The 14392-nt window shown below is 68.1% G+C and carries 17 protein-coding genes; 12 read left to right on the top strand and 5 right to left on the bottom strand.

Going from position 1 to position 14392, the window contains the following annotated elements; all coding sequences use genetic code 11:
* The first annotated feature begins 122 nt into the window (after positions 1-122).
* Genes HY058_05975 through HY058_05960 form a run of 4 tightly spaced genes read left to right on the top strand, consistent with a single transcriptional unit; the run spans position 123 to position 4748 of the window.
* Positions 123-1805, top strand: a complete 1683-nt coding sequence (locus HY058_05975) for a hypothetical protein (GenBank protein MBI3496830.1) — start codon at positions 123-125, stop codon at positions 1803-1805.
* Positions 1806-1820: 15 nt separating this feature from the next.
* Positions 1821-2738 (top strand): site-specific tyrosine recombinase XerD, encoded by a 918-nt coding sequence (gene xerD, locus HY058_05970; GenBank protein MBI3496829.1) that lies wholly within the window; start codon positions 1821-1823, stop codon positions 2736-2738.
* A 58-nt stretch (positions 2739-2796) separates the two neighbouring features.
* Complete coding sequence (locus tag HY058_05965) at positions 2797-3792, top strand: CoA ester lyase (protein ID MBI3496828.1); 996 nt, start codon at positions 2797-2799, stop codon at positions 3790-3792.
* Complete coding sequence (locus tag HY058_05960; protein ID MBI3496827.1) at positions 3789-4748, top strand: acetyl-CoA carboxylase carboxyltransferase subunit alpha; 960 nt, start codon at positions 3789-3791, stop codon at positions 4746-4748. The genes HY058_05965 and HY058_05960 overlap by 4 nt, the downstream gene beginning before the upstream one ends.
* 23 nt (positions 4749-4771) lie before the next feature.
* On the opposite strand, the gene HY058_05955 is transcribed toward HY058_05960, so the two are convergent.
* From HY058_05955 to HY058_05940, 4 genes are all read right to left on the bottom strand, one after another.
* Positions 4772-5134, bottom strand: a complete 363-nt coding sequence (locus HY058_05955; GenBank protein MBI3496826.1) for a hypothetical protein — start codon at positions 5132-5134, stop codon at positions 4772-4774.
* On the bottom strand, positions 5131-5418 hold the full coding sequence (locus tag HY058_05950) for a hypothetical protein (protein MBI3496825.1): 288 nt from the start codon (positions 5416-5418) through the stop codon (positions 5131-5133). The genes HY058_05955 and HY058_05950 overlap by 4 nt, the downstream gene beginning before the upstream one ends.
* A gap of 82 nt (positions 5419-5500) precedes the next feature.
* Positions 5501-6817 (bottom strand): amino acid deaminase, encoded by a 1317-nt coding sequence (locus HY058_05945; GenBank protein ID MBI3496824.1) that lies wholly within the window; start codon positions 6815-6817, stop codon positions 5501-5503.
* Between the two features lie 32 nt (positions 6818-6849).
* Positions 6850-7317, bottom strand: coding sequence for an OsmC family protein (locus tag HY058_05940; protein ID MBI3496823.1), 468 nt, complete (start codon positions 7315-7317; stop codon positions 6850-6852).
* A gap of 65 nt (positions 7318-7382) precedes the next feature.
* Between HY058_05940 and HY058_05935 the strand changes: the two genes are divergently transcribed.
* The 8 genes from HY058_05935 (at position 7383) to speE (ending at position 13158) form a co-directional block, all read left to right on the top strand.
* Complete coding sequence (locus HY058_05935; protein ID MBI3496822.1) at positions 7383-8267, top strand: hypothetical protein; 885 nt, start codon at positions 7383-7385, stop codon at positions 8265-8267.
* 251 nt (positions 8268-8518) lie between these two features.
* Positions 8519-8929, top strand: a complete 411-nt coding sequence (locus tag HY058_05930; protein ID MBI3496821.1) for a tetratricopeptide repeat protein — start codon at positions 8519-8521, stop codon at positions 8927-8929.
* A gap of 105 nt (positions 8930-9034) precedes the next feature.
* Positions 9035-9538, top strand: a complete 504-nt coding sequence (locus tag HY058_05925) for a sigma-70 family RNA polymerase sigma factor (GenBank protein ID MBI3496820.1) — start codon at positions 9035-9037, stop codon at positions 9536-9538.
* Positions 9535-10302 (top strand): anti-sigma factor, encoded by a 768-nt coding sequence (locus HY058_05920; GenBank protein ID MBI3496819.1) that lies wholly within the window; start codon positions 9535-9537, stop codon positions 10300-10302. The genes HY058_05925 and HY058_05920 overlap by 4 nt, the downstream gene beginning before the upstream one ends.
* 53 nt (positions 10303-10355) lie before the next feature.
* Positions 10356-10601: a DUF1289 domain-containing protein gene (locus HY058_05915; protein MBI3496818.1), complete on the top strand. Its 246-nt coding sequence runs from the start codon at positions 10356-10358 to the stop codon at positions 10599-10601.
* A gap of 9 nt (positions 10602-10610) precedes the next feature.
* A complete protein-coding gene (bmt, locus tag HY058_05910; protein ID MBI3496817.1) occupies positions 10611-11618 on the top strand; it encodes a betaine--homocysteine S-methyltransferase in 1008 nt (335 codons plus the stop codon).
* A 197-nt stretch (positions 11619-11815) separates the two neighbouring features.
* Entirely contained in the window at positions 11816-12319 is a 504-nt protein-coding gene (speD, locus tag HY058_05905) for an adenosylmethionine decarboxylase (protein MBI3496816.1), read from the top strand.
* Positions 12316-13158 (top strand): polyamine aminopropyltransferase, encoded by an 843-nt coding sequence (speE, locus tag HY058_05900; GenBank protein MBI3496815.1) that lies wholly within the window; start codon positions 12316-12318, stop codon positions 13156-13158. The genes speD and speE overlap by 4 nt, the downstream gene beginning before the upstream one ends.
* Before the next feature lie 186 nt (positions 13159-13344).
* On the opposite strand, the gene HY058_05895 is transcribed toward speE, so the two are convergent.
* A complete protein-coding gene (locus tag HY058_05895; GenBank protein ID MBI3496814.1) occupies positions 13345-14325 on the bottom strand; it encodes a 2-hydroxyacid dehydrogenase in 981 nt (326 codons plus the stop codon).
* Positions 14326-14392: the final 67 nt, after the last annotated feature.

Raw genomic sequence — 14392 nt, 5'->3', positions numbered from 1 at the left:
CCGCCGCCGCGCAGACGGGCGGGGCGCCGATTCGGCTGACTCCGCGGCCCCCGGCGGCGGCGACGACGCCCGCCCCCTCCCCGTCATCGCCCGGCGCACCCGCAGCGGATACGCCGAGCGATGTGGCCGCGCCCGCAGCCGCGCCTTTGCCCGCCCAGAGCGGCGCGCCGGCGGTCGCTCCGGCAGGCGTGCAGCCGCCGGCGCCGCAGGCACCGGCCGGCTTCCAGGTCGACACCCTGCAATCGGTCGAAGCCGACACGGTGGGCGCGCTCGCCCCAGGCGAGCGGGCGCTCGCCCTGTCGATGTGGGCCGGTACGCCGCGTCCCATCGCCGAGCGGCTGCTCGGCCTATTGCCAAGCGCACCCGCGAGCCGTGCCCTCTTCGATCTGCAGCGTCGCTTGCTGCTCTCCGCCTCGCTCAATCCCGAGGGTGCTGCCGGCGAGACTCGGATCGTCGTGCTGCGCGCCGAGAAGCTCCTGCAGATGGGCGATCTCATCGGTGTGAACCGGCTCCTCCAATCCATCCCCCAGCGCGACGTCGACGACCGCCTGGCGCGGCTCAAGGTGGACGCCGCCTGGCTCGTCGATGATGTGGCCGGCGGATGCGCCGAGGTCCGCCGCAACCTCGCCCGCAGCCGCGCCGAAGTCTGGCAGCGCGGCCAGGCGTTCTGCCTGATGCTCGACGGCGACAAGGAGAAGGCCGACTTGGCGGCCCGCCTGCTGCCCGAACAGGGTTTCGCCGAGGATGCGACCTTCACCATGCTCATGGATGCGCTCGCCGGCAACGAGCGGGCGCGCTTGGCTTCGCTTGTCCAGCCGCGGCCGCTCGATCTGGCGATGCTGCGCGCCGCGCACCGGCCGATCCCGGCCGACGCCGCCTCCAGCCGAGACCTGCGCCTCATGGCCGCCATCGCGCTCAGCGTCAATGCCGAAGGGCCCATCAGGCTCGCCGCCGGCGAGCGGATCGAGGCGGCGGGTGCCTGGAGCCCAGGGGATCTGCAGAAGCTCTACGCGTCGGTCGAAGTAGCACCCGAGGCGCTGGCGAATGCGGTGAGTGCTGCGGAGATGGACAAGGGACCCTGGGGGCGCGCCATTCTCTGGCAAGCAGTCCGCCAGAAGGACTCCGCCCCGGCCCGTACGCCGTTCATCGAGCGGGCGTTGGCGCTCGCCGGAAGTCCCCAGGCCTATGCCCAGCAAGCTCGGCTCTATGCCGCCGATCTGGCCGCTCTGGAGCCGCGGGGCGAGCTCTTGGGCCTGGCGGCGACGCTGGCAAGGGCGCTGGAGGCCGCCGGCCGGGCGGATGCGGCGCAACGCTGGATCGGCATGCTCGAGGCCGAGGCGCCGCGGCTTCCCGACGCGCGCCGGGCGCTCGATGGTCTTTGGCTCCTCAACACCCTGGCGCAGCCCAGCGCCGGCGCTTGGCAGCAGGAGCGTTTCGAGAGCTGGCGGCGGAGCCTCAAGGGAACCGAGGCGGAAACCGAGCCGCGCATCGCGACCGCGCTCATCCTGATCGAAGCCTCCGGACAAAAGGTTCCGCCTCTCCTGTGGCGCGATCTGGTGACCCTGACCACACGCCGTCCGGCGGCGCTGCCGCCGGCGGGGCTCCTCCCGGCGCTCGCCGCCGCCAGCGACGAACGGCGCCTCGCCGAGTCGGTGGCGCTCGCCGAAATCGCCTTGGGCGAGACTGCCTTGGCCGAGCAGCCTGCCATGGTGCTCGGCTTCTTGGTGCAACGGCTGCGTGCGGTGGACTTTGCGGAGGAAGCGCGCGCATTCGCCCTTGAGGCCGCCATCGCAGCCGGGCTTTAGGTCCGAAGGGTGGCCATGGCTCCTTCGCGCCATGTCGAGGCGTTCCTCGAGATGATCGCCGCCGAGCGCGGCGGCAGCGCCAACACGCTTGCTGCCTACCGGCGCGACCTCGAGGACTATGCCGGCTTTCTCGCTGGCCGGCGGCGTCCGGTCGAGTCCGGAACCGCCGACGACCTTCGCGCCTATCTGGTTGGGCTCGCCGCCGCGGGGCTTCAGCCCCGCACCGCGGCACGGCGTTTGTCCGCGCTCCGCCAGTTTCATCGCTTTCTCTTCGCCGAGGCCGTGCGCGGCGATGACCCAACCGGCGCCATCGACGGTCCCCGGCTCGGCAGACCGCTGCCGAAGGTGCTGGAAGAGGCGGAAGTGGGCCGCCTCATCGCCGCCGCCGCCGGCATGGCCGGCCCCGAAGGGTTGCGGCTCGTCGCCATGCTCGAGCTCTTGTATGGAACCGGGCTCCGCGTCTCCGAATTGGTCGGGCTCAAGCTCGCCGCCCTCAAGCGCGACACCGCCACGCTGCTGGTCGAGGGCAAGGGCGAGAAGGAACGCTTGGTGCCCTTGACCCAACCGTCGGTCGCCGCCGTGCGTGCCTTCCTAGAGGTCCGCGACCGCTTCCTGCCGAAGGGCCAGACCTCGCCCTGGCTGTTTCCCTCGCGCGGCGAAGCCGGACATCTCACGCGCCAACGCTTCGCGCAGCTCCTGAAGCAGCTGTCGGCGGAAGCCGGCATCGCGCGCGAGCGGATCTCGCCCCACGTGCTGCGCCACGCCTTTGCCACACACCTCGTCGACCATGGCGCCGATCTCAGGAGCGTGCAGCAGATGCTGGGCCACGCCGACATCGCCACCACCCAGATCTATACCCATGTAGCGCAGGAGCGTCTGGCCAAGGTTGTCGGCCAGCACCACCCGCTTGCGCAGAAGCGGCGGCCGCGTTGACATTGCCGGCCGGACCACGCATCTATCGCCCGCGTCCTGCGAACGGGCTAGATCGAGCATGAGCTTCAAGACCGTCGAGCCAGCGCCGGCGCGCCTCAATCGCAGCGAGCTCGCCGTTCCCGGCAGCCAAACGAAGTACTTCGAGCGGGCGGCGCGCTCGGCTGCGGACGTGGTCTTCCTCGACCTCGAGGATGCCGTTGCCCCGGACGACAAGGAGACGGCGAGGCGCAACGTGATCCAGGCGATCGGCGATATCGATTGGGGCGACAAGACGCTGTCGGTCAGAATCAACGGACTCGACACCCACTACATGTACCGCGATGTGGTGGACGTGCTGGAGCAGGCATCCGAGCGCCTCGACCTCATCATGATCCCGAAGGTCGGCACCGCGGCCGATCTCTACGCGCTGGACATGCTGGTGACCCAGATCGAAACGGCGAAGCGACGCAAGAAACGCGTCGGGTTCGAAGCCTTGATCGAGACCGCGCTGGGCATGGCCAATGTCGAGGCGATCGCTTCTGCCAGCCCGCGGCTGGAAAGCCTGCATTTCGGCCCCGGCGACTACGCCGCCTCGATCCGGGCGCGGACCACCCAGATCGGCGGCGTCAACGCCGACTACGCCATCCTGACCGACCCGGATGGGGACGGCGTCCGCCAGCGCCATTGGGGCGATGCCTGGCACTACGCACTCTCCCGCATCATCGTCGCCGCCAGGGCACACGGGCTCCGTCCGCTCGACGGGCCCTATGGCAATTTCTCCGACGCGGCCGGCTTCGATGCGGCCGCGCTTAGAGCCGCCAGCCTCGGCTGCGACGGCAAATGGGCGATCCATCCAAGCCAGATCGACCAGGCGAACCAGGCCTTCAGTCCGAGCGAGGCCGAAACCGCCCGGGCGCGCCGCATCCTGGAAGCAATGGCCGCTGCCGCCCGCGACGGCCGTGGCGCGGTGGCACTCGACGGCCGGCTCATCGACCTCGCCTCCATCCGCCAGGCCGAGGTCATGGTGGCGAAGTCCGAGCTCATCGATCGCCGAGTCCGAGCGAGCGGGCGATGACGCGGCAGTTTCTCGATTTCGAAAAGCCGATCGCCGAGCTCGAAGGCAAGATCGAGGAACTGAAGCATCTCAGCAACGACGGCACGATCAACATTGCCGAGGAGGTGGCGCGCCTTCAGGGCAAGGTCGAGCGGCAGCTCCGCGCCACCTATCAGAAGCTGACCCCCTGGCAGAAGGTGCTGGTGGCGCGCCACCCGGAACGCCCGCATGCGAGCGAGGTGATCGCCGAGCTCGTCGAGGACTTCACGCCGCTTGCCGGCGACCGCGCCTTCGCCGAGGACCGGGCGGTGATCGGCGGCATCGGCCGCTTCCGCGGCTACTCGGCCGTGGTGCTCGGCACCGAGAAAGGGGCCACCACCGAGGCGCGGGTCCGCCACAACTTCGGCATGGCCCGGCCGGAGGGTTATCGCAAGGCGCGCCGGCTGATGGAGCTGGCGGACCGCTTCCATCTGCCGGTCTTGACCTTGGTCGACACGGCCGGGGCCTATCCGGGCGTGGGCGCGGAAGAGCGCGGCCAGGCCGAGGCGATCGCCCGGTCGATCGAGACCTCGCTCCAGCTCCGCGTGCCGATCATCGCCACGATTCTCGGCGAAGGCGGCTCAGGCGGCGCCATGGCGCTGGCGGCGGGCAATCACGTGCTGATGCTGGAGCATGCCGTCTATTCGGTGATTTCGCCCGAAGGCTGCGCCTCCATCCTTTGGCGGGCGGCCGAGCACGCCAAGGATGCCGCCGACGCGCTCAAGCTCACCGCGCAAGATCTCTTCAAGCTCGGCATCATCGACGAGATCGTAGCGGAGCCGCTGGGCGGCGCCCACCGGCAGCCCAAGGTCGCCATCGCCAGCTTGGGCGACGCGATCGAAGCGGCACTCATGAAGCACGTGCATCACGACGGCGGGGTCCTGCGCAACCGCCGCCGCGACAAGTTTCTGGAGATGGGCCGCGCGGGTATCGGCTGAGGAGCGAACGCTTTCTGCCAGACCTAAGCAGCAATCTCGCTCATGCTGATCGAAGCCTGGATCTCCTCGTAGCTCGCGCGCAACATGGTCCCGTCCTTCTCCAAGAGCCCTACCGCCGCGAGCGCCTGCACATCCTCGTAGACCCGCTTGTAGTCGCGTCCGAGAGCTCGTGCGAGCGCGCGAATGCTTGGTTCCGGATGCCGATGGAGATGGCGCAGCAACTGATGCCGGCGATCCGTCATCACCGACGCCAAGCTGGACCACGTGAGAAACGTCACATTGTCCTGTGCCGGGACCTTTCGTCCTCGCTCGACCCGTCGCCACGCATCCAGCACACGCGCGGCTGCCTCGCGTAGCGATCCACCAACTCTTATCTGCTTCTTCATTGCTCGTTCCTCAACGCCTCGACCTCCGCCACGAAACGGGCCAACAACTCCTCGATCGACGTAAATGTGAATGCTCGTTCGCGCCCCATGAAATGCCGATGGTCACCTTTGCCGCGTTCATTGTCGTACCCAACCAACCTCTTCCGCCCGACCACATACGCGAATCGATATTTGAACCCATGCGGCGACGGAGCGACCGGCCGCGGCACTCGCCAAACGACCATTTCGACCAGGCTGCCGTCCGGGTACACAACCCTTTCGCGGATCAGCAGTTCGGCCCTCATGATGGAACAAGATGCCATCGACGGCCGATGGCGTCAAACGCCATCAAGCCCCAGGAACACCACGGAGGCTGCGCGTCCCGTCTTAGAAGAACGTCCTGATGGCGTCGGTCACATTGTAATCGTCGTCGACGACGTAGAGCACCTGCCAGCTGTCGAAGGTGGTGCAGGGGTGCGAGACGCCGAACGCCACCAAATCGCCGACCTTGAGCGGCGAGCCCACGGGCAGATCCAGATAGCCATGCTGGTCGTTCATGCCGACACAGACATGGCCCGGGCCGATCGCCTGCGGCCGGTCATGGACGCCCGGACGGAACCACTTGATGGGCAGCGGCCAGCCGGCATCGGCGCCGGCGTCGCGGCGGCCCATGGTGACGAGCGCGCGGCCGAATTCGGGCCGCGACTGCACATAGGTCCACACTTCGAGCGCCGGCTGTAGACCCTCGCCGAGGCCGCGGGCGACGGGCGAGCGCTCCAGCACGTGCTTGAAGGCCTGGCTGTACATGACGTCGTCATGGGTCAGATAGCAGCCGCTGCGGATGACGATGCGGGGCGCGCCTTCGACCTTCGCTTGACGGAATCGCTCGACGACGCGGTCATAGAACGCCGAGCCGCCGGCGCTGAGCAGAATGTCCCCGGGCCCGAAGAGTCCTTCCTGACCGGCCTTGACCGCGAGCTCGGCCAGAAAGTCGAGGAAGGCGTCGACCTTGGCCTGCCTCTCCTCCGGCGTCTTGCCCTGCAGGAGGCCCTCGAAGCCTTCGGTTCCGCGGAGCTCGAGATGCGGGCGCGAAGCCGCGACCGCGCGCGCGACGGCGAGTCCGGTTGCGAGGTCGCGCACGCCGGTCCGCCCGCCTTCGATGCCGCCCTCGAGCAGCACCTGCAGCGGCCGACCTGCACCCCTTGCCTTCGCCGCCGCGGCCAGGATGCGCACGCCATCGAGGGAGTCGACCAGGCAATAGAAGTCGAATTGCGGATCGCGCGCGATCTCGTCGAGCACGTAGCGGATGGCATGGCGGCCGATGAGCTGGTTCGCCATCACCACGCGCTTGACGCCGAAATCGCGGCAGACCGCGAGCTGCTGCGCGGTCGCCACGGTGATGCCCCAGGCCCCGTCATCGAGCTGGCGCTTGAACAGCTGCGGCGCCATGGTGGTCTTGCCGTGCGGAGCGAAGAGCGCGCCGCTCGCCTCCAGGAACCGGCGCATCCACTGGCCATTGTGGGTCAGCGCCGAGTCCCTCAGCACCGCCAGCGGCAGGACCAGATCCTCTTTCAGCACGTTCCAGCCGCGCTGGCCGATTTCCTTCAACGCTGTGGCGTTGCTGCCGCCCGGAATGCCCTTGGTGCGGTGGTCGACCCGGCTCCGCTCGAGCTCGGCAAGCTGCATGGTCTTGGCTCCTGTCATGACGTTTCCTGGCTTCTCTGGAAGGGCTCGGCTCAGACGCCGGCGCGGGTGACGATCTTGATCTCTGAGGTGAGCGTGCGATGCACCGGGCACATCTCCGCGATCTCCATCAGGCGTTGCCGCTGAGCGGCATCGAGCCCGCCCACGAGTTGGATTCGACGCTCGATCCGATCGATCTTGCCTTCCTTGGTCTCACAATCGGCGCAGTCCTTTGCGTAGATCTTGCCGTGGCTGAGCCTGACCTCGATCCGCTCCAAAGGCCAATTCTTCCGCCGCGCATAGAGCCGGATCGTCATCGAGGTGCACGCGCCGAGCGCCATCAGCAAGAGCTCATAGGGGCCCGGGCCGGCATCGGTGCCGCCAGCCTCCTTGGGCTCGTCGGCGAGGAGCCGGTGTCGCCCGTCGAACATCGTCTGCGTGAGCAGCCCCGCGCCGGATTCCGCCACCAGAACCATGCCGGGTTCAAGTGTCGCCTCGGTATCGGCCAGCGATTGCGCCATCGGTCCCTCGTTCCATTGCGTCCGCCGCCGGCGAGCCTAACACGACCGATCTGGTAGATTGGGCCATGTTCAACATCATCGACCGCCTCAGCCTTGCGGCCGGTCTCCCCGCCAACGACGATGCCTATGGCGGGATCGGCTCGCCGGCGGCGGGAGCGGCCTGGGTCATCGACGGAGCGACCGGCGTCGGGGACCAAGAATACGTGCCGGAAGCCAAGAGCGATGCGGCCTGGTTCGCCCTGACCCTCAGCCGCTGCATGACCCGAGAGGCGATGCTGGGCGGCGACCTCGAACAACAGATGCGGCAGGCCTACCGCGCCGCCAATGCCGCCTTCGCCGGCGTCGCCGGCGCCGCGGTGCCCGACTATGGGCGGCCGCTGGCGACCCTGCTGGCGGTCGCCTGGCAGCGCCTCGGCGACCGGACGGTGTCCTTGGAAATGGTGTCCCTCGGCGACGGCAAGGCGCTGCTGCTCGCCGCCCCGGGGCCGGGGCGGATCCTCGGCCTGCAGGGGGAAGACCAATCCGACCGCCAGGTGAATGCCGCGGTTCAGGCGCTCCATGCGGGCGGCACCGTCGATCCGGATGCGGTGCTGAGCGCCATGCTCGGCGATCTTCGTCGTTCACGCGTCCGCTCGGTCATGCGCTATGCCAACTGGGCCGAAGGCAGGACGGGCGCGACCGCCTCGATCGACCGGGAGCGGCTCATCCTCACCCCACCCGGCACCCTCCTCCTGGTTACCGACGGCTTTTTCCGCCTGGTCGACACCTATGGCGCCTATACGCCCGACAGCTTCATCAAGGCCGCTTGCGTGCTCGGGCTGGCCGATCTCGGCCGCGAGCTTCGCCAGATCGAAGCCGCGGACGCCACCTGTCGCCGCTATCCGCGCCTGAAGCCCCGGGACGACGCCACTGCCATTCTCCTTGCGATCGAGGATGAAGCGCGGGAATAAGCCCCGCAGCTGCGCTGTTCCTTTGGGTTAGGACCTTGGATAGGCTGCGCCAGGGAAAGGGAGGAGCAATGCCGGATATCAGAGCGTTTTTCGCCGCGGCGACGGTGGCCGTGAGCTTGGCTATAGCCAGCCCGCCGGCCCTTGCCGATGCCGGCGGGAGCGGCGGCGGCGGCGGTGGCGGGGGTGGTGCCGAGGGCGGGGGCGGGAAGGCCGCGAATGAGGCCGATGCCGCCTATGCGGCGGCGGTGAAGATGGTGATGCGCGAGGACTTCGCCAACGCCATCCCTGCCCTCGAGAAATTGACGAGCAGCCGTTCCAACGACCCCGATGTGTTCAATTTCCTGGGATTTAGCCTGCGCAAGACCGGAAAGCTCGACGAGGCCAAGCTCGCCTATGAGCGGGCGCTCAGCCTCAGTCCCAACCATCGCGGCGCCAACGAGTATATGGGCGAGCTCTACCTCATGCTGAACGACCTACCGAAGGCCGAGGAGCACCTGGCCAAGCTCGACCGGCTCTGCTTCTTCGGTTGCGAGGAATACACCGACTTGAAGCAGGCGATCGCCCAGTACAAGGCAAAGAAGGGCCTTGCCCAACGTGCGGCCGCCACCGCGGACACCGGATCCAAGGCCGATTCAGGCGGCATGGCCGACCCGATGCGTTGAAGGATTCCGGCTATTGCCGGAATAAATCGCTCGTTCCGCTGTTGACCTCATTGTTCCGGGCCGGAAAACCTGGCCCGCGAACGCCAAAGGGGGCAAGGCGTCGGATTGTTGAGCCGCAACGCCATCTTGGAGCAGGTGCCGAGCCTTCGGCGCTATGCGCGCGCCTTGCTGCGCGACGCGGATCGTGCTGACGACCTGGTGCAGGACTGTCTCGAGCGGGCGCTCGGACGCTGGCATTTGTGGCAACCGACGGGATCACTTCGTTCCTGGCTATTTACGATCATGCACAACATTCACGTGAACCAAGCTCGCCAGCGCACCGCAATGCCCCCAGCGGTGTCGCTGGAGGCGAGCGGTCCGCTCGCCGAGCCGGCCCGGCAGATTGACCGGGTCGCGCTCGGCGAGCTGGCCGCTGCCCTCGAACGACTGCCGGAGGACCAACGCGAGGTGCTGCTCCTGGTCACTCTCGAGGGCTTCAGCTACCAAGACGCGGCGAATACCCTGGGCGTGCCGATCGGAACGGTCATGTCGCGGCTGGCGCGCGGCCGCGATCGTTTGCGCCAGGCCCTATCCGGCGAGACGCCGCCCGCGCTGCGGAGAGTGAAATGACCGAGCCGACGCGACCGATCGGCGAGCTGGACCTGAATGCCTATGTGGACGGCGCGCTGGCACCGGAACGCCTGGCCGAGGTCGAACGCCACTTGGAGATTAACCCGGAGGACGCCGCCCGGGTCGCCGACTATCGGCGCATCGCCGAGGCGGTGCGGCGGGCCTACGATCCGGTGCTGCTCGAGGCCCTGCCCGATCGCCTCAAGCGGGCGGTCGAGCAGCCGGGCCGGAGCTGGGCGAAGCGCCTCAGGGCGGTTGCGGCCTCGATCGCCTTGTTCGGGCTCGGGCTGGGCACGGGCTGGCTCGCCCACGAGGCCCCGACCGGCGGCCGCATCTCCGGAGCGCTGGCCCGGCAGGCGGTCGATGCCCACCGGCTGTTCGTGGCCGAGGTGCGCCACCCGGTCGAGGTCGCGGCCAACGAGGAAGAGCATCTCGTCGCCTGGCTGTCCAAGCGGCTGGGCCAACCTTTGAAGGTGCCGCGGCTCGCGAGCTACGGCTTCCAGCTCGTCGGTGGCCGGCTGTTGCCGTCGGACGGTCAGCCGGCGGCGCAGTTCATGTACGAGAACGCGTCCGGCCAGCGTTTGACCCTCTATCTCAGGGCGAGCCCCGACAACCGGGAGACCGCCTTCCGCTTCACCGACGAGAACGGCGTCAAGGTCTTCTACTGGCTCGACGGTCCGATCGGCTGCGCGCTCAGCGGCGACCTCGACCGCGACCGGCTCCTGCCCATCGCCCGCACCGTCTATACGCAGATCACCGGCTAGCACACCCCGAAATTGACTGGCGAAGGCGGCGGCTTTGGCGTAGTGGGTCAACGATGTCCTTCGACATTCCGCTGCCCTCGCCTTGCATTGCCGTCTGCCAGCTCGACCCGGCCACGGGCTATTGCACCGGCTGCTTCAGGTCGAGCGAGGAGATCGGCGCCTGGCTCAGCCTCGACAACGCCGGCCGTCACGCTATCCTCGCGCGCCTGCGCGACCGACGCACCGCCCTCGGGCTCGACCGCCGCCGCGAGACGCGCCGCCGGGGTCGTTCCGACGGCCTCGCGCAAGCCGGCTCATAGGCTAGAGACATGGCAAACTCTTTCCTCGAGCTCCTGCAAATCCGCCCTTATCTGGTCGCCGACGGCGCCATGGGCACCAACCTCTTCTCCCAAGGTTTGATGAGCGGCGAAGCGCCGGAGCTGTGGAACGTCGACCACCCGGAGCGGGTGGCGCGCGTGCATCGAGGCTTCGTCGAGGCCGGCTCGGACATCGTGCTGACCAACAGCTTCGGCGGCACCCGCCAGCGCTTGAAGCTGCACAATGCCCAGGACCGCGTGATCGAGCTCAATCGCGCCGCCGCCCGCATCGCCCGCGGCGTAGCCGATGCCGCCGGACGGAAGGTCATCGTCGGCGGCTCGATCGGCCCGACCGGCGAGCTGTTTCAGCCCTTGGGCGCGCTCAGCCACGCCGATGCCGTCGCCGCCTTCGCCGAGCAGGCGCAGGGCCTAGCGGAGGGCGGCGTCGATGTGCTCTGGATCGAGACCATGTCGGCACGCGAGGAGGTGGCGGCGGCCGCGGAAGCCGCCGCGGCGACCGGGCTTCCGATCGTCACCACCATGAGCTTCGATACCAACGCGCGCACCATGATGGGGGTGACGCCGGCCGACTTCGCCCGGTTCACCCACACCCTCGGCACGCGGCCGGCTGCGTTCGGCGCCAATTGCGGCGTGGGTCCGGGCGAGCTCCTGGACAGCGTGCTGCTGATGGCCGGCGCGGCGGCGGCGGACGACGTCATCATCGCCAAAGGCAATTGCGGCGTTCCCCAGTATATGGACGGCGCGATCCACTATTCCGGCTCGCCCGAGCAGATGGCGACATACGCCCGCCTGGCGCTCGACGCTGGCGCCAGGATCATCGGCGGCTGCTGCGGCTCGAGCTACGAGCATCTGGCCGCCATCGCCGGCGCGCTCAAGGCGCATCGCAAGGGTGAGGGTCCGGCGATCGCAGAGGTCGAGCGGGCGTTCGGACCGGTCTGGCCGACGATGAAGGCCTCCAGCGAGCGCGGCGAGCCCAGGCGGCGGAGCTCGCGCCGCTGAGGCCAGAATCGGAGCCGGACCTTCCCCCCGGCGCCCGGTGGATCAGGGTGCAATGCGCCCCCGGCGATGCGGCGCCGATGCGCGGCGGACATGTTTTTTCCGGCGGCGGGGATTTTCCTCTTGATCTCAAGGTGTTTTTGCCCCAGATACCGACCCTTGTGATTTCTGGGACATCTCATAGTTGGAGATTGGGAGCGATGGCCGACACCATCTTTCTTGACCCAGCGGGGATGGACTTGGAAACCCGGGCGCGCGAAGCGAAGCCAGCCAACCGGGAGACCGAGACCAACGCGCGCCGGCAAAAGAAAAAGCAGCGGACTAAGATCGAAGCCGACGACCATTTCGTCACCCGCGACGGAATGACCTTCGCCGGAACCCATTTGATCATCGATCTCTGGGGCGCCTCCGGGCTGGACGATGTCGAGCACATCGACCGAACCTTGCGACGCGCGGTCGTGGCGTGCAATGCGACCCTATTGCACATCCACCTGCATCGGTTCGAGCCGTCGGGCGGCATCTCGGGTGTGGCGGTGCTGGCAGAGAGCCACATCAGCATTCACACCTGGCCCGAGCGGGGCTACGCCGCGCTCGATGTGTTCATGTGCGGCAGCGCCTTGCCGCACAAGGCGGTGCCGGTGCTGCGCGAGGCCTTCAAGCCGAGCTCGGTGCAGTTCGTCGAACATCGCCGAGGATTGGTGTGACCGATTGGTTCTGCGAGACGCTGTACCCCGATGTGGGTCAGCGTTTCGCGGTCAGTAAGATCGTCCACCGGATCAAGACGGAGCACCAGGATCTGGTGATCTTCGAGACGCCGGTGTTCGGCCGCGTGCTGGCGCTCGATGGCGTCATCCAGCTCACCCAGAAGGACGAGTTCATCTACCACGAGATGCTGACCCATGTGCCGATCGTGGCCCATGGCAAGGCGAAGCGGGTGCTGATCGTCGGTGGCGGCGACGGCGGGATCCTGCGCGAGGCGCTCCGGCACGACGTCGAGCGCGTGACCATGGTGGAGATCGATCGCGCCGTCGTGGACCTGTCCAAGGAATACTTCCCCGAGGTGTCCGCCGGCGCATTCGCCGATCCCCGCTTCGAGCTGGTGATCGCCGACGGCATGAAGTTCATCGCCGAGACCGATCGCAAGTTCGACGTGATCATCGTCGACTCGACCGACCCGCAGGGCCCGGGCGAGGTGCTGTTCACCGTCGCCTTCTACGAGGAATGCAAGCGCTGCCTCGCCGCCGGCGGCGTCTTGGTGCTGCAGAACGGCGTGCCGTTCTTCCAGGGCGACGAGCTCACCATGGTGCATCGACGGCTGAAGCCGCTCTTCGCCGATGCCGCCTGCTTCCTCGCCGCCGTGCCGTCGTATTACGGCGGCTTCATGGCCTTGGGCTGGGCCAGCGACGATGCCTCGCTCCGGCAGCAGAAGCCCGAGGCGCTAAAGACCCGCACCTCCCGCCTCCGCGATACGCGCTACTATTCCCCCGAGCTGCACCAAGCCGCCTTCCAGCTGCCGCGCTTCGTTGCCAAGCTTCTGAATTAGAAGCGGCGCCCGGTCATGGCTGCGGCGATGAACGCACCGTGGGTGTTCGCTCCGAATGCCCCCACCCCCGCCCTCCCCCGCGCTTACGCGCGAGGGAGGGAGTCAAAGGCAGCATCCAATTCCCTCCCCCGCCGGAAGGCGGGGGAGGGTCAGGGTGGGGGCATTCAATCTTGGTAGTGGCCCGTGCTAATCGCCCGCCCGCTTCATCTGCTTTTTCCGCATCTCCGGCACCGGCGTCAGCACGCTGCCGTCCTTGAAGAACTGCGCGAGGTTGGCCTTCACCAGGTCGCAGGCGTCCTCCCAGGTCTCGTAGGTGCCGCCGCCGCGATGCGGCGTCAGCACGACATTGTCGAGCTTCATGAAGGCGGCGTCCATCTCTGGCTCGAACTCGAAGACATCGAGGCCGGCCCCGGCGACGGTGCCGTCCTGGAGGGCGCGCAGCAGCGCCGGCTCATCGATGATCGAGCCGCGCGCGATGTTGACGATGATGCCCTTGGGCCCGAGCGCGCGGAGCACGGCGGCGTTCACGATGCGGTGCGTCCCCGGTCCGCCGGGGCAAGCGACGACGAGATAGTCCGAGTCCGCCGCCAGGTCCTCCAGGCTGGGATGGTGACGATAGGCCAGATCCTGGCGCGCCTTGCGGTTGTGATAGGCAACCGGCATGCGGAAGGCTTCGGCGCGCCGGGCAATCGCGAGGCCGATGCGGCCCAGGCCCAAAATCCCGAGACGGCGGCCGTTCACGCGGCTGACCAAAGGATAGGAATTGCCCGGCCATTTGCCGGCGCGCACGAACCTGTCGCCGGCGACGATGTGGCGGCCGACAGCCAGCAGCAGTGCGAAAGCCATGTCGGCGACGCACTCATCGGTGACGCCCGGCGTGTTGGTCACCATGATCCCGCGCTCGCCGGCGGCAACGACGTCGAGACGCTCATAGCCGGCTCCCATGCCGGCGATGAGTCCGAGCTCAGGCAATGCCTCGATCAGCAAGCGCTCGACCGGCCCGGCAGCGCCGATGGCGCGGATGCGCGGACCCACCTCCTTGAGGAAGGCGGCTTGGTCCTTGGCCTTCTGCAGCTCGAGCAGGCTGAAGTCCCGCGCCATGCGCTCCATGAACCATTGGGGCATACTGCCCACGAACAGGATTTCGGGCTTGCCGTCGGACGCCATGAGTCTCCCCCGGGGGATGCGTGGGTCGCTGAAACCGGGCGCTATGCTGCACGTCGAACCCGCGCTT

The sequence above is a fragment of the Pseudomonadota bacterium genome (assembly GCA_016195085.1).
GTDB lineage: Bacteria > Pseudomonadota > Alphaproteobacteria > SHVZ01 > SHVZ01 > JACQAG01.
Note: the sequence above shows the minus strand (reverse complement) of the source record. Positions and strands in the feature narration are given on the sequence as shown.

Excerpts from the sequence above, each read along its gene's own strand:
- HY058_05920 (MBI3496819.1), top strand. The coding sequence starts at position 9,535 with ATGACCGAGCCGACGCGACCGATCGGCGAGCTGGACCTGAATGCCTAT.
- HY058_05935 (MBI3496822.1), top strand. The coding sequence starts at position 7,383 with ATGTTCAACATCATCGACCGCCTCAGCCTTGCGGCCGGTCTCCCCGCC.
- HY058_05965 (MBI3496828.1), top strand. The coding sequence starts at position 2,797 with ATGAGCTTCAAGACCGTCGAGCCAGCGCCGGCGCGCCTCAATCGCAGC.
- xerD (MBI3496829.1), top strand. The coding sequence starts at position 1,821 with ATGGCTCCTTCGCGCCATGTCGAGGCGTTCCTCGAGATGATCGCCGCC.
- HY058_05945 (MBI3496824.1), bottom strand. The coding sequence starts at position 6,817 with ATGACAGGAGCCAAGACCATGCAGCTTGCCGAGCTCGAGCGGAGCCGG.
- HY058_05960 (MBI3496827.1), top strand. The coding sequence starts at position 3,789 with ATGACGCGGCAGTTTCTCGATTTCGAAAAGCCGATCGCCGAGCTCGAA.
- HY058_05915 (MBI3496818.1), top strand. The coding sequence starts at position 10,356 with ATGTCCTTCGACATTCCGCTGCCCTCGCCTTGCATTGCCGTCTGCCAG.
- HY058_05955 (MBI3496826.1), bottom strand. The coding sequence starts at position 5,134 with ATGAAGAAGCAGATAAGAGTTGGTGGATCGCTACGCGAGGCAGCCGCG.
- bmt (MBI3496817.1), top strand. The coding sequence starts at position 10,611 with ATGGCAAACTCTTTCCTCGAGCTCCTGCAAATCCGCCCTTATCTGGTC.
- HY058_05940 (MBI3496823.1), bottom strand. The coding sequence starts at position 7,317 with ATGGCGCAATCGCTGGCCGATACCGAGGCGACACTTGAACCCGGCATG.
- speD (MBI3496816.1), top strand. The coding sequence starts at position 11,816 with ATGGCCGACACCATCTTTCTTGACCCAGCGGGGATGGACTTGGAAACC.
- HY058_05950 (MBI3496825.1), bottom strand. The coding sequence starts at position 5,418 with ATGAGGGCCGAACTGCTGATCCGCGAAAGGGTTGTGTACCCGGACGGC.
- HY058_05930 (MBI3496821.1), top strand. The coding sequence starts at position 8,519 with ATGGTGATGCGCGAGGACTTCGCCAACGCCATCCCTGCCCTCGAGAAA.
- HY058_05895 (MBI3496814.1), bottom strand. The coding sequence starts at position 14,325 with ATGGCGTCCGACGGCAAGCCCGAAATCCTGTTCGTGGGCAGTATGCCC.